Consider the following 19,251-nt stretch of genomic DNA (forward strand, 5'->3'; position numbering starts at 1 on the left):
GTCATAGATAAACACCGCGAACAGGATCACAGCCTTCGGATATTGCGTGCCTTCGAAGGAAACCATGAACTGACTGTCGACGGGTTTTACCGAACGCCACTCACCCGCAGCGTCTGACGTCGTAAACAGCCAAGAGTTTGCGAAAGATTCAACAGAACCCAATTGCACTCAACAAAAACTATGCAACAGAACCTTCAAATGCCCAAAAATAAAATGGAAAGCAACTTTATGGTACTTTTTTACTCTTTTTGCGCATTGCATCAGAGTCCCTGATATTGCCATTTTTTGTGCTTTGCCCCGTTTGGTTTTAGTATGTGGTGAACCTTCAGTCCCAACCGGTCGAAAGCCAACTCATGACCTCCTTCGAAGGTGCGCGGGTCACTCTCTACAGAGCTATGGACAAACACGACGATACGCTGGGTTTCATGCATTCAGAGCGTCGAAACAAACCTACCGCTCAAGAACTCGTCGCTCAATTGATTGAACGCAGTGATCTTGCGCGACAGTTTGTGTCGATAAGAGCGGAGCGAACACAGCAGGCATCATAGCCAAAGAAAACATGCTGATTGGCTTAGGCGGCCCAACCCCAAAGAAGGGGGTCACGGGGAAACATCTTAGTGAGGTCGTGGGAAAGAACCATGGCTCCAACAAAAGACACACACGACAGAATTAAGGTTCGAGACATTCACTTTAGTGACAACAACACCAGACGAAAGCAAGGTGGCACTCGTGATCTGCAAAGTTGAATTCACGCCCAGATACTTTCACTTCCGTTAATTTGCAGTACGGAAGGTATGAGCCGCGAGTTCGGTGGCAGCTTTTCTTTCAGTCAGGAACATCACGACAGCGCGTCAAACAGCGAACGCTTCTGGCTCCAGGTCTTCCCAAAACTCGAAGATCGCCGTGGCGTTCAAGCCCGAGCGCCAGCCATGAGATCGAAAATGCTCTCGGTCGAGATCATTGTCCAAACCCGCTAAGAACAACCGCTTGTCTGCATCTCGCTGTGTAGGGTTTCGCCGCGAAACCAGGTCTTCTACGATGGCAAGCTTGCGTGCCCTTGCCTGCCTTTCGGCTGTTCGGGCAGCATATGCCTTTTCTTCTGAGGCTTTTTCCGCAACCCGTTTACGCGCTGCCTCGATGGCTTCTGGACTAGGCTCGGGTGTTGGAATGTCCTTCGGATCTTCGTAGTCATCCCGCAGAGCAGCCGACAAGTATCCGACAGTCGATTTTACACCGCCCTGCCCTTTTACGTAATCGAGCTTCTTCTGGACATAGTCTTCGCCGTGCTCCGCGATCCATTGCCGCGCTAAGCGATCTGCCACACCCTGCTTCCTCAGAGTTTTGTACACGGCGAGATTGCGCACCCCATCACTATCGTCGATCTCGAACATCGCTTTTTGCGGATTACCTTTGATTAGAAAACGAATGTCAGTGACGGTTCTACCCTTCTTTTGAAACTCGGGCTCGATCAAAATATCCGAGCTTTTGTTCACCTCCGTGACTGCTGGTTTGATGATCTTTGCGTTGAGGTGTTTGAAACTGGCGTAATAATCACTGCCATCAACACCCATGAGCTTACGGAACACGTCCAAGGGCCACCAACCAGTCGACCCTGTCCGCACAAATCGGTAGCAGTTTTCATACAAAGCAAGCCCATGCCCGGAACTGAAATTTCGCTGAATCTGCACGTTGATCAGCGCATAGATCTTCGGATCGTACAGTTTTTGCGCCAGCGCGGGTGAGTATGAATACTCGCAAACTCCCCCCTTCAGTTTGGCAAAACTCAGCAGGGATGAGACGCCCCATTCCTGGCGCCCCTGCTCATCCAGCATGTCCCATTCCGCGACTGTTTCCGCCAATGCCCGCAGGCTGGCACGCAGAGTGTCAAAGTCGTTTGAATTGTACCCGACCATCATAGCAAGCGTCCGCGCATCAATCGTGTGGGTCTGCGCGGTCGTCAGTGCATCATAGGCGTTCATCAACAAAACATTCGAAAGCTTTCTCTGCAGCAGAGAAAGTTTGCCGCTGATATGTATCGCTGCGACATTCTTCTTAACAGTCTCTCGACGCAATGCGCCCGAAAGCTGATCCATGTTCAATTGTGTATCCGGCATGATTCTGCCCGGCTGCTCATTTTGCAAAAACCCTGACACAAAAGGTACCTTTGCTTCAATAGTTTTTGGGTACCCAAACACGGGATGAAGGCAATCCCGTATTCAGGTACCTTAAGAATCACGCACGCAAGTTATCCACAGAAATTGAATCAATCCGAGTCCGATCCCGACTTCGTTCCCGGCCCTCAGCGAGAAAACCCATCGAAATAGTGTCTGTTTTCCGAGGATTTTCAGTATCCCGAGAATCAGTCCCCTACTTCCTGATCTTGGGCGCCTGGTGTCCTGTAAACGGATACCCATGATCCCGTAAAATGGTTCTTTTGGAACCGTATTTGGATACTCAAGTATATCTATTACATTGTTTTTATTATGTTATTCCAAGATAAAGATTCTAAAACATCTAAAAAAATAAAACGTTTTTTTGTGCTGATTTCCTTTCATTATGTTTAGTTTCGCCACGAAACCGCCTCTTGCTGTAATCAACTGTGGAAAAAACATCGGAAGAGGATAGTCATCTCCAATAATGTTCGCTACATTTCCCGATATACGTCGCAAAGACGAACATTTTCTGAGGCATCGACAGTGAGTAAAACCAACCAACCTCCCCTGCCCCCATATTTGAACCTCGATCCGGAAATCGCAGCGACGAAGTTGCCTAATCCTATCGGGACATCTCGATTCGCAAAAGCAGCGGCTTTCTGTGCAAAAGGACGCGAAGACCTTGCCCGTAGAGGCTATGCGCCGGATGGTGAAAAGCGACTGCGCCGATTTTCAATTTGGGAAATCACAAAATATCTGATTCCGGTTGCTCCGGCTCATCTGCGGCGTGTTTTAAAAGCGAACCCAGATTTGCCACAAGGCGAAGGTGAGGCGGGCTCTAAGTGGTTCACCCTTGAAGATGTACTAACGCTGCGCAAGCACTTTGCGGCGGAAGGTGTAAGCACCAAGGAATACCTGCCCTACCGACCCGAAGGCCTGCCAGCCAAGGTCGTGGCAGTAGCCAATTTCAAAGGAGGTGTCGGCAAGACATCCACTGCCGCGCATCTGGCCATGTCCGCAGCCCTGGATGGGTATAAGGTCTTGGTTATCGACCTGGATAGCCAAGGTTCGATGACATCCATACTCGGAGGCCAGGTTGCTGATGAGTGGCAAACCGTCTTTCCCTTAGTCGCTAAAGACTATGCGCGCGCGGTGCAGGAGGAAAATCGCGTCCGATCGGCTGCGGCGCAACCCGAAATTCCTCTGGATGAAACTCTGCAGGAGGCTTTGAAAACCACGCCCCAGGACGTGATTCAAAAAACGCACTGGCCCAATATCGACCTGATCGGCGCGCAGCTGAACCTATATTGGGCCGAGTTCCAGATCCCCGTCTGGCGTATGGGCCTGAGAAGCTGGCCCTTGTGGGACGGTTTGACGAATTTCCTCCAGGATGAAGGCGTTTTGAATGACTATGACGTTGTCTTCCTGGATACGCCTCCTGCTCTTGGGTACCTAACTATAAATGCGTTGGCTGCGGCTGACATTTTGTTGGTGCCGCTGGGGGCTTCGTTCCTGGAATTCGATTCCACCGGTCGTTTCTTCGATATGCTCTATACGACATTCGCCAGTATCGAAGATGGTGAGAACGCAGCGCAACGTGCGGCGGGTTTACCCGAACTGAAGTTCGAATGGGATGTAGTACGCGCGATCATCACGCGGTTTGACGCAAGCCAGCAGACCGATATGGCCAATGTCATTCAGGCGTATTTCGGGGATTTCATGAATGCCTACAGGCAGGACTATACGGCGCTGGTCGGGCAGGCGGGCGAACAAGTGAACGGCATATACGAAGCGGATTATCGCGATTTCAACCGCGAGACATATGTGCGCGGACGTGAGACCTTCGACAGAACCTATGCTGAATTCAAAGAAGTTCTGATCGGATGCTGGTGGCGCGATGCGCAGATGGGAGGACAGGCAGATGGCTAAACGCAGAAGACTGATTGCACCAGATACAGAGGCGCTTGAACAACTAGAGGCCGGTTTCGCGGCGAAACCCTCGGTCAGCCCCTTTGAGACCAAATCCGCTCCGCCACCCATCGCCCAAGTCGCGGCCGAAGCAGCATCGCTTGGGGGAATGGCAGCTGTTACAGACCGTGTTGCGCTGGCTCAGGACCAGGGCGATGCTGCACGGTGGCGAGATGCACAAGAGGCCGGGTTGGTGGCCCAGATGCTGCCACTTGACCAGATCGACGCCGATTTCATCCGACGTGACCGCATGGTCGAAGATGAAGAAGCCATGGCAGAGCTTCTGGAATCTCTTCGCGTCAATGGGCTGAGAACGCCGATTGAGGTTACGCCCGAAGGGGATGGTTTCGGTCTGATTTCCGGATTTCGGCGACTTGAAGCGTTCCGAAGGTTAGCCGGCACGGATCCTCGTTTCGCCGAAATCCCAGCTTTTGTTCGCAACGCGGGGACGGGGCAGGGCGCCTATGTCTCCATGGTCGAAGAGAACGAGCTTCGCGCCAATCTCACACCATATGAGAGAGGACGCATAGCCGTTCTGGCGGCAGGGCAGGGGGTTTTCCCGTCGACTGAAGCGGCTGTTGATGTGCTGTTCGCCGCTGCGTCAAAAGCAAAGCGTTCAAAGGTCCGAAGCTTTGCAATGGTCCATGAAAGCCTAGGCGATCTTCTCCAGCACCCGGTCGCCTTGTCAGAGAAGGCGGGCCTAAAGCTGGCATCGGCCATTCGAAGCGGGGCGCAAGCGGTACTTCGCGACGCTTTGGCAGGAATAGGTCCACTGGATGCTAAGGCCGAATGGGGTATCCTTGAAAAAGCAATGAGTGACTCGTCGGATGCGTCTCAGAGCAAAAGCCGAGGTGGTCGCCCGACAGAAGTTCTACGCCTCCCAAAGAGACCATTGAAAGGTGGAGGAGAGGTTTTGGCAGAAGTCGCATCCGGTGAATTGCGGCTAAAAATCAAGGGGCGTGAACTGGCGCTGGCGGATGCGGAAGCCTTGGTGAACCAACTTTGTGAGCAATTTGAATAGGCAATAGTTGAGGTGCAGGAGGCTGGTAGAGAGGAGGGCAGAGAAGCAAATTTATAGAAGTGTGCAAAATATCAAAATAATGAGCACTGCATTTGGGATGGCTTTTTTGCGTTGGGCAGCCAGGCACTCTTGCAAACCTTTGCCTGTTGACGGTTCTGCCGCAAATTTCTTTCAGAAATGTGTGAATGAAATTGCTCAGGCTATTGTCCCGCCAACTGGAGAAACAACTGAATCGAACGGTTCGAACCCCAGAAAGGGCGTGATCCGACGCCCCCCCCGCGCACGGGTCTTGAGGTGAGTTCAACAATCCGGTCCTTTCCAAGGAAAACGCCGATATCGTGGTGACATGGGCTTCGGGCAGCAACATTGTCATCAATGATTTCGACCCAACCAGCGCCCCGATTTTCATCGTCTGGATAGGTGCCGACGCGCTTGAGATTACTGAGGCGAGCGGTTAAGTGGTTTTAGCAGTTCCCTCCAAAAACCAGACCATCATGCTAAGCGGCGTTTTTTCTGTACATGCTGGACGGGGCGGATATCCACGCGCAGGATGCCACCGCGCGGGATGAGCTGGCCAGTTTGATTAATAGCAACTTGGGCGGTCACGATGTGCCAGAAACCCTTTCTTACCAAATCGACCTAAACAGTCTCAGTGGCCCAGACGTCAGACAAAAAACCTCTAGTGCGATGACAATGGACAAGTCGCCCGCTCCCAGCTCAAACCAATTTGTGGCGGATGCAAAAACGTTAGTGTATGGACGTTTGGGGCTCAGGAACCGCTCTGGCAAGACAAAGCGACAAGGAAGCAGTTAGAATGCGTGTACTTTTGACCGGCGGCGCTGGGTATATCGGAAGCCATACTCTGTTAAAGCTGCTGCAAGATGGCAGAAATGCCGTAATGGCATTAGATAACTTCTCCAACAGCTCTCCTGAAGCGTTGCGCCGGGTTCAAAAACTTAGCAATTCGAACTTTGAGACCCATGTCGGCGACTATCGCGAGCCCAACGTGCTTGACTCGGTCTTTGACTCGTTTCGACCCGATGCGGTCATTCACTTTGCAGGATTGAAGGCAGTTGGAGAATCCAACGAAAAACCACTCCTTTACTACGACCAGAATGTTTCCGGCAGCATCGGCCTTCTTGATTGCATGCAGCGTTTCGGTTGCAAAAAAATTGTCTTCTCATCCTCAGCTACCGTTTACGGCGAGGCACAGTACCTTCCCTATGACGAAGATCATCCACTAAACCCTACCAACCCATATGGTCGTACAAAGTACTTTATTGAGGAAATCATACGCGACTGGGTTGCTTCACAATCAGACGCGAGCGCTGTTCTGTTGCGTTACTTTAATCCAGTTGGAGCGGATGAATCCGGCGAAATCGGGGAAGATCCGCGCACCATTCCCAATAATCTCCTGCCCTACATTTCTCAGGTTGCCGTTGGCCGCCTCAAGGAACTCAGCATTTTTGGCAACGACTATGAAACGCGGGATGGCACGGGCGAACGTGATTACATCCATATCGATGATCTGGCGGCAGCCCATATTCAGGCAGTTAAGTTTGCTCTCGATAACCGAGGATGTGAAGCAATCAACGTCGGGACCGGAAAAGGCGTTACGGTTCTTGAAATGGTGAAAGCGTTCGAAGAAGCATCAAACAGAGAAATCCCCTTCCAAATCAAAGGAAAACGCGAAGGTGACGTGGCGCGCAGTTTTGCCAAAGTATCCAAAGCACAAAAATTGCTGGGATGGAGGGCTGAGAAAGATCTAGTCGACGTTTGTAGAACAGCTTGGAACTGGCAAACGAAGAACCCATCAGGTTATTGAGCGATGATCCGGTCGAGCGTGTCGCACAGATCGTTTCCGGCGCGCGGCTGGTCCTTCGATTGGACTGCGGGGCGCTGGGGTGCGTTTCAATTTCAATGCGTCGCGGCGGGATAGGTTTGCAAAAGCAAAATCTCGTATGACGAACTGGGCGGAATACAACGAGGCGCTCCGCCTGCGTGGCGATGTAGCGGTCTGTTTTGACGAGGACGCGGTGTTTGGATGGTGCGTCATTCTCGGTCCCGCTTATCTGAATGTAGCAGTTGGACCCTAGATCGAATTCAGCGAAATTTATCGAAAACAACAGGGCAGTTTCGTCGCCAACAACCTCGTATTGCACAACGGCGCCTTTCTCCCGTACCTCACCTTCGGTCAAAAATCGCCTGCCTGGGCTTGAGCACGTAGCCTTGGCAGCGCGCTCGCAAAGTCGCCCTCCCATTCAATGAATAACTGCGTATCGGCCTTCCCTTTCACACAATGACGTAAGCTGACTCGGGCCACTGCCCAACTAACCCGACAAACCTGCAACGAGAAAACCTTAGCCAGGTAACTGTTGCGTGTGGTATTATATCGAACAGTAACTGCCGGTTGCAGCCGATTGAGATTGATAAATCTTTGAGTTTGTCGGCGGCAAGAAACTAGTGGCCGCGTAATTTACGCGGTTTTCACAAGTAAGATCGGGGCTGACCCGTTCCGTCCAGACAGTTGAATTGTTCAAATTCTATCTCGTCAGGCACCGCCTCAGTCGGCGATCTACCAAATGCAATTTCAGAGCCGATGCGGCCGGATAAGACGCGAGGGAAGAATAGAGAATTTTCAACGAGGAGATTGACCATGAAGCGCAGAGTTTTTCTAGCACGCACCGCCGCCTATGGCGCGGTAGTTTTCTCGGGTACTTTGCCCGGCTTGCGGGCAGCGGCGCAGACCGGGACACCTTTACGGCGCAGCCTAGCCGATATGGATCTTGATGATCCCGACCTAGTTACCCTGCGCAGTTTCGTAACCATGATGAAGGACCCAACGCGGGACGGTCAAAATGTGAGTTGGGAAGGTTTTGCCAATATCCACGGAGATTTCACAGTGGGGTTCAACCTGTGTCCGCACGGGAACTGGTATTTCCTTCCATGGCATCGCAGTTACATCCGCATGTACGAACAGGCCGCTCGGGCATTGACCGGAAACACCGATTTCGCGATGCCCTATTGGGACTGGACTGCGAACCCCGGATTCCCGGCTGCCTTTGGTGACGCCGAATTTGATGGTCAGCCTAACCCATTGTTCGTGGAAGGGCGGAATCTTGGTACCGGAGATGAACTGGGTGAGGATATCACCGGACAAGACGTCATGGACACAATCTATGGAAGCCAGACCTTCGAGGAATTCGGCTCATCTCGTCCGGCCGGCCAGGTCGATACCTCGCCAATGTGGATCATGATGAATGGAACGCAGGGCGAGTTGGAAAGTAACCCACACAACAACGTGCATTGCATCGTGTTGGGGCCGTTCATGTGTTCTGGCGCTTCACCCCAGGACCCTATATTCCAAATGCATCACTGCAACATTGACCGAATCTGGGATCAATGGAACGCAAACGGCAATGCCAACAGCAGCGATCAACTTTGGCTGGACATGCCGTTTACAGACAATTTCTTTGATCCTGACGGCAACAGCTATACCGATACGGTCAATGAACTGCTTGAGGTGGTTCCACTGGGCTATACCTACGGGTTAGAGCCGCCACCTGTTGTCGATCCCATCGATCCGGGGCGGTACCTCTATCTTGCCAACCTCTATGGTGCACCGGGATCGGCGACCGGACTGGTACAGCGCGAGGTGCAGGAGGTTGAAGCCACAATTGACCCCGGCCAATCTGCCAATGTTCAGCTTAGTGCTAATGCGCAACGGCTCAACGCCGCGATCGACCCGAATGCAAGCAACGCTCTGACTGCGGCAGGAGCCCAAGAAAAGCGGGTCTACGCGTTCCTGCGCGGGCTCCAGCCGACTAACGATGGCACACAATTGCGGGTCTTCGTGAATCTGCCAGAGGCCGGAGCCGATACGCAGGCCGTGGGCAACCCCAACTTCGTGACATCCGTTGGGTTCTTCGGGCCGACCAAGACCCATGATGGCATGGACATGAACAGGTCGGTTGCCGTTGACCTGACCAGCGCACTACGCCGACTTGACGCCGAAGGAGCATTGTCTGGTGACAGCATTTCGGTGCAACTTGTCCCAGTGCCCCTGCAAGGCTCGGCCGAGGCGTCGGCTGTCGCGGTGCAAGAAGTGGAGCTTGCGATTGTCTGACCCTGAATGCGCCTGATGATTACTGCGATTGGATTGTTGCTTGCAGGAACCGCGCTTTGGCTCGCGCAAGGCGATAAAGCCGAGAAACTGCGGTTGGGGCCGGGTGACACGACCGAGATCTGTGTCCAAGCCCCGCCCGATCCATCAGCGCGGGCAGTTTTAGTTGTCGACATGTTTGATCCGCAAGGGTCTCAAAACGCAAATCTCTCGGTCGTCGCGCTAGAGAACCAAGTGCGCAATCGAATAGGGTTCTTTCCTGCTACACCGTTCAACAGCCAGGCAGGAGATGCGCCGCGTAGGTTTTTTCTGCCCCGTCAGGCTCCGGTTGAGGATCAGTATTGCTATGAAATCCGGTTTGATGCGGAAGACGGGACCGTATTGATTTCCGTGGAAACCTCCGGAGCATTGAGCAATTAACGTCCATTTCAACGCATCGCAAAGCGTAGGCAGCCAGTAGTGGGGTTGAGGATTCATGGCAAAGGACGACTCAACCCAAGGTTTGTGATATACTGTAGAAAGAGGCCTGCACTATTATTATTCATCCAGGCAAGTCATCCTCTACTATTTGCGGAGGTTAAGTATGCGTGTATTTTTATATTCTGTTTTATCCTGCCTGATTGTTGGACCTGCCTATGCGCAAGCGGTTTCACCCGAAGAGGGTAGGGCCACCTCGGGTGAGTTGGCCGAAGAAGCGCGCCAGCAATTTGCAGGAATGAGTTTTGAAGAGTTCAAGGCCCAGATCCCGCATTTCGAGAATCTCAACTTGTGGGTCGTTAACGGCGATGTCCCGATCCGAGGGGAAAAGCGTCTGCGTGAATTTTTCGAAGCAAATGTTCTGGTCGTGCCACCAACGGGGGACCAAGTGCCAGAGCTTATCGTGGCGCAAGAAGGCGGGCTCGATCTGCTGTGGAGTAATGCGCAGAAACGGGCGCTGACCTACTGTGTTGATACAGGTTTCGGCCCCAACTATTCCGCGATGGTCGCGGAAATGGGAGGTGCTACAGCTGCTTGGGAAGCAGCGGCGGATATCGACTTCATTCACGTGGCTACCGAAGATAGTGCCTGTACGTCCTCGAACAACAATGTCCTGTTCGACGTGAGCCCGTTCGATTTCGGCGGTCAGTTTTTGGCCGTCGCCTTCTTCCCGAACGAGGTGAGGTCGGGGCGCACGGTCGCAATGGATCCAAGCTCGTTTACGCTCGATCCCAACGGAGCACTGACACTACGAGGCATTCTGCGACACGAGCTTGGTCATGTGTTGGGCTTCCGGCACGAACATACACGCCCTGATGCCGGAACCTGTTTCGAAGATCAGGACTGGCGCGAAGTTACAGACTACGACGCGTTGTCGGTTATGCATTACCCGCATTGCAACGGTCAGGGGGATTTCTCGCTGACGCTCACACATTCTGACATGAACGGGATTGCCTGCCTCTACGGACCGGCACCCGGATTTGTCATCGACACCGCAGTCTGCACACCTGTCGTGCTGGGCGGGTCGGGGCAGCCCACAACGCTCACCGAGAGGCCGGTAACACTTGCGCAAGGCGAAACTGTCAATTTCGGCCCATTTGACGTTGTCGGGGGGACCCGCTTTGTCGTGCACCAATCGGGCGAAGGCGACCCCGATCTTTATCTGAAATTCGATGCGCTTGCGGCGCTCAGCGTCTTTGACTGCCGACCGTTTGCCGACGGACCCGAAGAAGTTTGTGACGTGGATGTTCCGATGAATGCCAGCGTCGCATCCGTCATGGTGCATGGCTTTGCCGATGCCCGTTTTTCGCTGGACCTGAGTTTTGTTGCTCCTTGAGGAGGTAGAAAATGTTACGTGTTCTGATGATTGCTTTGGCCAGTGCGGGAACGCCGGCACTAGCAGAAATCGTCACGGCTCGTCCTTTGGCGGAACTTGACTGGCGTTCGTCGCCGGGGGACGAAGTAAAAATAGCAGCCGAAATTTCGCTTCTTTATCAGACACTTTACAACACGGGCAACCTGGCCACACGCGAGGTTCCAAACCCTGAAGGGTTGTTTTTAGAACGTTTGATGCGGCAGGAAGGCGTGTTTTTTGGTGCATACTTCCCGCAAAATCTGGATAACGTGTTGTGCGATCTCAATACACATATTTGCAGCCGCGAACGCTATCCGGTCAGTGAAAAACAGCTACTCGACTTGTCAGCCCATGTAGGCGGTTTGGAAAGCTCGCCATCAAGATGGCGGTTCAGGGGGCATCCGGATTTGAAAGTGCGTATTCCGGACTATGACTTCTCATCCTACACCTTACTGACCAAAACCCAAGTGCCCTCGGACTGGGTGCCCAAGCAATATACGCCAAGTCACATGGTGGATTGCTCGGCCTGGGAGACGGATTGCCAATCACTAGTCGAGCGATTGAATCCTCAACTCTATGGTAAAAAAACCCGATCAACCTCACAGACAGTGGTCTTGCCGGTGGCAGGGCTTTCAGTTCAAGTTCCGTTGCGCCCAGAAGAGCAGTCGCAATATTATGATCTGCTCAGCAAAATGGGAGATGAGCAACCCAAGAATGAAACGGAATTCGCTGGTCCCAGCGCAAAACAGTCCGGGTTGACACTTGAAAGCCATGCGCCCGACATTTCACGCACGGATTTGGCTATCCAATCGCTAGAACGCAACATCGTCAGCATCGGCGGAGCCAGCGATTTTGGTGTGCGAGATGAGCCGCTGTTTGATCAGCAGGTTGAACTGTTCCGTCTTATCCAGCATCCATTCGCCGAACAGGAGGAACTACCAGAAGAGTATCGCGGCAATGTCGGTATTCTGGTGCTGGATGCCGACGGCGCGGGGACTCACTGCGATCTGACATTGGACGCTCTGCCAGAGGGGGCTAACACTTGCGGCGAGATCGAGGCTGCCCCACATCCAATCCGAGATCACAGTTTGCATGTGGTAGGCCTGATTTCCGCGCCTATGAACCAGCGTGGGATCGTCGGTCTCAATCCGGAAGCCAATGTTATTTTTGGGTCGATTAACCGCGAGTTCACGTCGCCCGCGGACATCCTGAATGTAATCCAACAACTACAGAGCAACGCATTCCAGGGCGTGCGCATCGCCAATATGAGCTGGGGTTTTGATCGAGAAGTCGGCAGCAGTGACTTTCTGCGCGACCAAATCGCCACGTTGGACAGTACTATGCTTGTGGTGGCAGCGGCCGGGAATGAAAACAAAGATGTCAGCGAAGATTGCCGGATTTTTCCGGCTTGCATGCATCAGCTCGACAACGTTCTTACAGTTGTTGGGCTTGACCGCGATCCAAGCAACCCTTCGCTTTGGCAGCGGGATCAGACCAAAGGCTCAAATTACAACAGCGAGTTTCACATTGGTGCAATCGCCGACAACGTACTCAGCACCATTCCCGGCGACAGATTGGGCCGCATGTCCGGAACCTCCCAGGCTGCTCCTCAGGTAACGGCAGCCGCATCTCTTATTTTTTCGGCGGCTGAATTCCTTTACCCTGATCTGATCGAGCAAAAGCTTGCCCCCAAAATCGTCAAGGATCGGTTGATATACACCGCCGATCATTTCCTTGGCCTGCAGAGCAAGCTGAAATCCGGTCGCCTGAACGTAAGTCGGGCCATCAACGTTGTGGACACTCAGATCGTTGTCGAGCAAGAAAACGGGCCAGTTTCCTACAAGGGCAGCCTCAAGGCGATTCCGGTTGATCATATCCAATGCTTACAAGCCAGCGGCGATGTCACGAAATACGCCTGGGGTTCGATCCGGCGAATGATCTATGTGCCCAATCGCGACAGATATATCCTGTACGTGAACGACAATTATGTGGGCGACACTTTGGACAACAGGTATCAGCCACTCCGGCGGGTCGACGGCTGCAACCTGAACACTCTGAGTCATCAGGGGAAGATCAAGCCGCGTGGTGGAGATGAGATCGAATTCCGCTTAGGAGACGTCGTGGACTACACTTCGGCACTGTTAGAGTGAGACGACTGGCGGCTATCAGTCTGGCGCTAATGTGCAGCTCTGCTGCGGCGCAGGAGCAGGCAATTGAGCCACATGTGGATGGCCGCGTACTTGATCTGTCTGTAAACATCACCGGTGACGATTTTCGGGACAATGGTCCGATTTGGTGGCGCAGTGACTTTTCCAAAGTCGGTGCGAAATCGATACGGTTGTTTCTTCGCGTGGTCGAAGGCACAGAGTTGCCGGCGGTAATCGAATTGGAAGGCGAGGACGGCGTAGGACGGTCTTACGACATTGCCGATATCGGAACCGATGGGCGTTGGACCGGCATGTTCCCCGGCGGGCGGGTCGTCATCTCGTTGCTTTCGGACACACGGCCTGACGGTCTGTCATTGATGATTGAGGAAATGGCGATCGAGACAGAAACAGGCACGCTTTATTCGATCTGGGGCGGTGAGGATGAAACCGCGCATATTAATGACGCGGCCGTGCCGCAATATATTCGCGACTTGGGCGCGCCGGTGGCCAAACTTTCCTTTTTCCTGGGTGGTAAACCACGCAGCTGTACTGGGACCCTTATCAACCGGGACCACCTTCTGACAAACCAGCACTGCGTGGCGGACGCCGCTACCTGCCGCAGCGCAATTGCGGTCTTCGGATACGAACGAACCGCTGATAACCGTCTTCGACTGGGTCAGCAATTCGACTGTGCCGAAGTGAAGGAAGTGCTGGTGAATTTTGAGCTCGACGCCAGCCTGATCCGGCTGGATGGAACTCCTGGCGACACATTCGGCTTTTACAGCATCGATCCAGTGGCCACAGATGCGGCGATATCTGAGGAACTGGCGATCATCCAGCATCCCGGCGGCAACGAAAAGCAGATTTCCTTCATCAATTGCACTGTGATGGCGCTACCGGTTGATGGTCGGGCAAACGAAACGGATTTCAGCCATACATGCGATACCGCAGGCGGTTCATCCGGCTCGCCGGTGTTCAATGCGAACGGAGTATTGGTCGGCCTGCATCACTATGGGTTCAACGATGGTCAGATTGAGGAATGGACCGAAAACCGCGCCGTGCGGATGAGCGGTATAACCGATTGGCTGCAGCAACAGGGCATAGTCCAATCACCTTCCGATGGCGCGACATCGGAAGGGACAAACTCAACACCTGGCGATTAGGTACACGCTACAGCGACTTCAAGTATTCCAGCAGTGCGCGGCGATCATCATCAGTCAGATCGGTACCGTATTCATGGCCGCAATTGCTGTTGCCGCTGCCAAGATCGTTGCAATCGGTGGTTTGAAGCTCATAGTCGAAACGATCCTGCTCGACCGACAGACCCACTGCCTCAATATCGTAATTGGGGCCAATCTTGAACGACGCCCGCCGTTGGTCAGCCGGTTTCAGAAGATCATCCAGCGTGGCGACAGAGCCATTGTGAAGGTAAGGCGCGGCAGCCCAGATACCTTCGAGAACGCGGGCCTCATAGGCGCAGCCTCCGGCGGTCAAAGCGTTAGGATTGTCCAGACGGAACGCGCCCTTTAGCTCATCCACGACGCCTGATGGCAACTCAGGTTCCGCCGTCAGCGCTACCGTCGACTGATCTCCGACGCTAAGGATATCTTGAATGATCGCGCCGATTACCGAAGCGCTCAGTAGATCGAAAGCGCTTGCGCGCGCGCCAAGGTCCACGCCGAGTACCGGAATTCTGGCGCCGTTCATTGCACCAGTATCCACGGTACGCTCCAGAATGCGACACTCGGCCGTATCGGTGCCCACATCTTGAACCGGCGTCGCCCATGTCCACAGCCGGTCGCCGCGTTTAATCCCGTGACATTCCTTGCACCCTCCGTTTTCGGGGTCGCGGTCGAAAACCTCTTTGCCTTGTTCTGCAAGACCACGGTTCAACTCCCAAGGCCATTTGGGCGGGCCAATTTTCCAGATAAGATCTTCAAGCCGGCGCAGGCCGTCGAAATTGGCAGAATTAACCTTCACGTAGTTCCGATTAAGTCGAAATGCTCCAGATTGAACTTCGGGGTGAAAAATTCCAAACACGCCGTAAACTTCACCAAGATTACGCGCCAACCCCAGCAGGTCGGTTCCATTCTCGGCAAAACCAGGCCATTGAGTCCGATCCTGCCGCGCCGCGTTCCACAGAAACGGATAGCGAGTGGGCGCATCCGCGACAGCTATATTATCGGCGATGATATAATCTGGCGGCTCGCCCATATCCAAACCGGCAACGCGGTTGAAAATCATCGACACCGCGTCCAGCCGCGATGGACCCCAGGCCGGGTCCGGTAGCGACCGGCCTATGATCGTGTCAAACCTCAGGTGCCACAGTTCGGCAGCGACACGCAGTTCGGCCTTGGCAGTGTCTGTCGCGCCTGCGCCAAGAACTGCATCTGCAAAGGCGGTGAACGAGCTGTCATTTGCAAGCGCGGCGGCCATCGCTGCATTGAGGTCGGCAAGAAAACTCTGGAAGTCGACGATCCCCGGCCCGCCATCGACACGGTAGGGGGTCCCGTTGACCTCGATTTGACGCGTGTGGCAGGCTGAGCATGTCATGCCAAGATGATCTGGCGATCCGGCGACTGTAAAGCCCACGGGAATGCGCGGATCGATCCCGTTGGGATTGGTAAGATAACCATAGCGCGCCAAGCTGTCGTACAAGAAGGGCTCTCCGCTCGGTATAGCAAGCGCGTCGATCCAGGCCAGTGGAATTAGGCGCGATCCTTGATCTTGAGTATAGAATGTCTCACGGCTTTCCGGTGTCCAGTCAGCTCCCTGGTCCAAAAAAACTGTTTGCGCATTGACAGGTACCGACAAAGCGAGACAGGGCAGTGCGGTGCAGAGAAATTGTTTGAGAAGACTAAGTTTCATTTCAATTATTCCAATTTAATTCCGTTAAAAGGCGAAAATGTCTTAGCTCGGGAAACGTCAACCTGACCTGAGACTGCACACGGGCCACACTGTAGCGTTCGGCGCTAAGCGTGCGGCCCGGATCCAGGCAGGAAGTGCAGACACCGAAAGATTGCCCTATCCTAGCACAGTCTTCTGCTGATCTGGAAAATTCCTAAAAAAGGTGCCTTATCCGTCAACACCAACCGACCGGTCAGCGCTGCCCGAATGCGTCGCGGGCCAGTGCCGCCAGGTTCGAAGATGGTCGTATCAGCGAGATGACCGTCGCGTATTGTGGGGCATTCTTGAAGAATTGCGTCAGCCGATCATACTGTTTGCCCCGGCGGTCCAGCCCCAGATACCTCAATGCGTTGGACCCCAGAATTGCGACCTGTTCATCTTCACTCAGAATGGTTTTGCTCAATGCAATTCGCACATCGTCGTAATAGCTTGCATGTTGGTCCTCGCGGCCCAGCATCGTCCAGTCAGAGCCATACATCAGCCGGTGCTTCAGCTTACCTTCCTTCCGCAGAAGTGCATCCAGTAATCTTGTGACCGCCGTGGATCTGTCCCGGTTACTACCAGTCACGTCGGTCCAATAGCCCAGATCAACATAGAGATTTTCATGTTTCGCGATCAGTGCGGCAGCCTGCCGTTCGTAAGCCTCTGTTTCGGTCGGGCAACCGTCATCACCCTCAAACCGTTCCTCGTCAAACCCGCCGAAATGGGCAATGTTGATGCGAAGATTGCGCCAAGCCCGGGTCTCCAATACTGGGCGCCAGTTTGCAGCAGAGGCATTCTGCCCGGTGCAAGCATCCGCCCCCAACGAGTTGTTGCCATGCGTCTTGATCGGAACATCTTCGGCGGCGCACCAATCGTAAAGAGCACGCAATTCGGTATCGATCTCCGCACCCTTGATACCTAGGTCTGTCATGGCTCGAGGCCTTCGTGCGCCGGGCTTGTCAAATTCGTTGTTCCCCAGTGGAAGAAACCCCATGGGTGGATAAAGCTTGACGCCCGAGAAACCCTGACTCTCGACGGCGTTCTGTATGGTCCCCAACCAGTTCGGGTTGCCGTTTCTCTTGTAATAAGCGGCCCGCAGTGGGCAAAAAGGAGCAAACGGCAGCAAAAGGGCACCGCGTTCCAGTTTCGACATTTTCGACAAAAGCGTGATCTGGTCAGTAATGTCGCGCCCAGTGAGATCGGCATCGCGGTCTTGCCCCGAACGCAACCAATATGTGAAATCAACAAGCGATGGAGAGAACAGTTTGATCCCGTTTGACCCAGTGGGATCGTTGGGATCAGCATTGACGCTTTGATGTGCGTAGAGGCGGATTAATTCGCCAAGTATATCCACGCGACTGCGCGTCAGCAGCCCCGCCCAAAGCAGTGTCTGCGCCAAACTTTGATCCGGATTGGTGCGTTTTGAAAGCGTTTTGAAAGTGGGTGCTTCGCGGATGGTCTCGTCGCGATAGATCGCATCGGCCATCTGGCGTGCCTGTTCTCCTTCGCGCCCAGCCTCGCGAATGTTGCCAGCCAGTCCAACCGGGTTCACGGCGACATTCGTTTCCGCCGCCAACAGTGAAAACAACTCTTCATCACCGGTTTCGTCTGGCATTGTACCCGTGGTAGTAAACGCACCCAGTCGCCTGCGCCCGGCCGCATCCACTTTGTCCTCGAGTATGCGTAAGCCGGTTTCGACGGCGCTTCGGTCTTCTATCAACAGATCGCCGCCATCGCGCATCACTAGGCGCTCCAGCCCTTCGATGTCCTCAAGCTCCTGCGACGCAGTTGGTGTACGCTGCGCGGCCAACACGATGTCGACAATCAAACCAACCAGCGATCGCACCACTGAGGGTCCCCCCGGGACTGGGGTTTCAGGGTCACGGAGCAACACCTGTTCCAGAAATCCAGGGATAGGTACGTCGGTAGCATTGAAAATGTGATTGTGGATATCCACCGGAACAGCGGGTAAGCCCTCGGCGCTGACATCACGATCGGGTCCGCGCCAGCCGCATCCGGACAACGCGACCGTTGCCAGACTACCTGCAAGCACATTGCGTCGTGTCGTCACAATTGCGCCTCCTTAGACCTGTGGCGAAAATATTTAAGTCAAATCAATGAACAAAGCCTAGCCTAGATACTATCATATCAACCGCTATCCTCTGAGAAATTCTGACGCAAAAATTTAGGCGGGACAGAACCGCGTTGACCGAATAGCGTTTGGGCTGCATTTGTTCCTTTCTCCGGTGCGTTGTGCGACACGTTTATAGGTGGCATGACCGAGATGAGCCATGCGGTTGAGAATTTTGACAGCGATCTCGGTTTCGGTTGTCTTTGTCTCCAAATTGCGGCTGCGCAGCTCTGATTCGTTAACTTGTTTTTAGCGCCCGGTCTGGGCCTCGCCGCGTGGCCGTTGGCCATAGCCGGCGGCCTTCTTCCAGTTCTACGACCTTTCTCGGCGATCATGTCGATATGGGCGTTGCGTGCGGCGTACCATCCAGACATCGCGCCCTCGGCAAACGAGACCGCACATCGCCACGAAGGCGGAGCGCCTCGTTGTATTCCGCCCGGTTCGTCACACGGGACTTTGCTATCGCAAACCTGTCCCGCCGCGACGCGTTGAATTTAAAAGCCACCCCAGCATCCCGCAGCCAATTCGAAGGACCAGTCACGCATAGGCAACGATTTGTGCAACACGCGAGGCCGAATTGCTGTTCGAGGTTATCAGCCAACGCTATGAATGTGGTTCGATCATCATCACATCAAACCTGCAATTCGACGAATGGACGGGATCTTTGGGCACTGACAGCCAAACAGGGGCCATCTGCCATAGGCTCGCTCACCATGCCATACTATTGAGATGAACGACGAAGGTTTCCGCCTACGCGAAAGCCGCAAATCCAAAACAACGAACTGATCAGAACTGGCCTGCGGCGAGTGCCACTTGGTAAGCGGAAGCTTTGTGAGGGTCGCGGCCAAGGCGCGGCACGGCTCAACCCCAATAACCCCATTTTAAACTGGCATGTGGCCCCATTTTTGTTCCGGGATTGGTAACTACCGCTTCTTTAAACGTCGCATCCGGTACATTGGTGGAGTCAAATCGCTCAGATCTGCCGTAC

13 protein-coding genes are annotated in these 19,251 nt (G+C 53.8%); 10 read left to right on the top strand and 3 right to left on the bottom strand.

Features of this window, described 5'->3' with window-relative positions; genetic code table 11:
* Nucleotides 1-851: 851 nt before the first annotated feature.
* The gene (locus ACR0C3_RS21205) at nucleotides 852-2,114 is read right to left on the bottom strand and encodes a replication initiation protein (protein WP_480760463.1); all 1,263 of its coding nucleotides are present in this window, start codon (nucleotides 2,112-2,114) and stop codon (nucleotides 852-854) included.
* A 582-nt stretch (nucleotides 2,115-2,696) separates the two neighbouring features.
* Here ACR0C3_RS21205 and ACR0C3_RS21210 point away from each other — a divergent pair.
* From ACR0C3_RS21210 to ACR0C3_RS21250, 9 genes are all read left to right on the top strand, one after another.
* A complete protein-coding gene (locus ACR0C3_RS21210; protein ID WP_170380699.1) occupies nucleotides 2,697-4,082 on the top strand; it encodes an AAA family ATPase in 1,386 nt (461 codons plus the stop codon).
* A complete protein-coding gene (locus ACR0C3_RS21215; protein ID WP_480760389.1) occupies nucleotides 4,075-5,142 on the top strand; it encodes a ParB/RepB/Spo0J family partition protein in 1,068 nt (355 codons plus the stop codon). Before ACR0C3_RS21210 ends, ACR0C3_RS21215 begins: the two co-directional genes overlap by 8 nt.
* Nucleotides 5,143-5,896: 754 nt before the next feature.
* Complete coding sequence (gene galE / locus ACR0C3_RS21220) at nucleotides 5,897-6,967, top strand: UDP-glucose 4-epimerase GalE (RefSeq protein WP_480760390.1); 1,071 nt, start codon at nucleotides 5,897-5,899, stop codon at nucleotides 6,965-6,967.
* A 136-nt stretch (nucleotides 6,968-7,103) separates the two neighbouring features.
* Nucleotides 7,104-7,238, top strand: a complete 135-nt coding sequence (locus ACR0C3_RS21225) for a hypothetical protein (protein WP_480760392.1) — start codon at nucleotides 7,104-7,106, stop codon at nucleotides 7,236-7,238.
* 560 nt (nucleotides 7,239-7,798) lie between these two features.
* Complete coding sequence (locus tag ACR0C3_RS21230; protein WP_480760394.1) at nucleotides 7,799-9,268, top strand: tyrosinase family protein; 1,470 nt, start codon at nucleotides 7,799-7,801, stop codon at nucleotides 9,266-9,268.
* 6 nt (nucleotides 9,269-9,274) lie between these two features.
* A complete protein-coding gene (locus tag ACR0C3_RS21235; RefSeq protein ID WP_480760395.1) occupies nucleotides 9,275-9,685 on the top strand; it encodes a hypothetical protein in 411 nt (136 codons plus the stop codon).
* A gap of 163 nt (nucleotides 9,686-9,848) precedes the next feature.
* Complete coding sequence (locus ACR0C3_RS21240) at nucleotides 9,849-11,078, top strand: matrixin family metalloprotease (protein WP_480760397.1); 1,230 nt, start codon at nucleotides 9,849-9,851, stop codon at nucleotides 11,076-11,078.
* 11 nt (nucleotides 11,079-11,089) lie between these two features.
* Nucleotides 11,090-13,246, top strand: a complete 2,157-nt coding sequence (locus ACR0C3_RS21245; RefSeq protein ID WP_480760398.1) for a S8 family peptidase — start codon at nucleotides 11,090-11,092, stop codon at nucleotides 13,244-13,246.
* Entirely contained in the window at nucleotides 13,243-14,406 is a 1,164-nt protein-coding gene (locus ACR0C3_RS21250) for a trypsin-like serine peptidase (RefSeq protein WP_480760400.1), read from the top strand. The genes ACR0C3_RS21245 and ACR0C3_RS21250 overlap by 4 nt, the downstream gene beginning before the upstream one ends.
* A 7-nt stretch (nucleotides 14,407-14,413) precedes the next feature.
* On the opposite strand, the gene ACR0C3_RS21255 is transcribed toward ACR0C3_RS21250, so the two are convergent.
* Entirely contained in the window at nucleotides 14,414-16,111 is a 1,698-nt protein-coding gene (locus ACR0C3_RS21255; RefSeq protein WP_480760402.1) for a di-heme-cytochrome C peroxidase, read from the bottom strand.
* 232 nt (nucleotides 16,112-16,343) lie between these two features.
* The gene (locus ACR0C3_RS21260; RefSeq protein ID WP_480760404.1) at nucleotides 16,344-18,203 is read right to left on the bottom strand and encodes an amidohydrolase family protein; all 1,860 of its coding nucleotides are present in this window, start codon (nucleotides 18,201-18,203) and stop codon (nucleotides 16,344-16,346) included.
* A 637-nt stretch (nucleotides 18,204-18,840) separates the two neighbouring features.
* On the opposite strand from ACR0C3_RS21260, the gene ACR0C3_RS21265 reads away from it, so the two are divergent.
* Complete coding sequence (locus tag ACR0C3_RS21265; protein ID WP_480760405.1) at nucleotides 18,841-18,996, top strand: ATP-binding protein; 156 nt, start codon at nucleotides 18,841-18,843, stop codon at nucleotides 18,994-18,996.
* Nucleotides 18,997-19,251 lie beyond the last annotated feature (255 nt).

This window comes from Ruegeria sp. CK3 (assembly GCF_056536565.1).

Bases quoted from the DNA above. Each gene is read 5' to 3' on its own strand.
- ACR0C3_RS21205 (WP_480760463.1), bottom strand. From the start codon at position 2,114: ATGCCGGATACACAATTGAACATGGATCAGCTTTCGGGCGCATTGCGT.
- ACR0C3_RS21215 (WP_480760389.1), top strand. From the start codon at position 4,075: ATGGCTAAACGCAGAAGACTGATTGCACCAGATACAGAGGCGCTTGAA.
- galE (WP_480760390.1), top strand. From the start codon at position 5,897: ATGGACGTTTGGGGCTCAGGAACCGCTCTGGCAAGACAAAGCGACAAG.
- ACR0C3_RS21225 (WP_480760392.1), top strand. From the start codon at position 7,104: ATGACGAACTGGGCGGAATACAACGAGGCGCTCCGCCTGCGTGGCGAT.
- ACR0C3_RS21230 (WP_480760394.1), top strand. From the start codon at position 7,799: ATGAAGCGCAGAGTTTTTCTAGCACGCACCGCCGCCTATGGCGCGGTA.
- ACR0C3_RS21235 (WP_480760395.1), top strand. From the start codon at position 9,275: ATGCGCCTGATGATTACTGCGATTGGATTGTTGCTTGCAGGAACCGCG.
- ACR0C3_RS21240 (WP_480760397.1), top strand. From the start codon at position 9,849: ATGCGTGTATTTTTATATTCTGTTTTATCCTGCCTGATTGTTGGACCT.
- ACR0C3_RS21245 (WP_480760398.1), top strand. From the start codon at position 11,090: ATGTTACGTGTTCTGATGATTGCTTTGGCCAGTGCGGGAACGCCGGCA.
- ACR0C3_RS21255 (WP_480760402.1), bottom strand. From the start codon at position 16,111: ATGAAACTTAGTCTTCTCAAACAATTTCTCTGCACCGCACTGCCCTGT.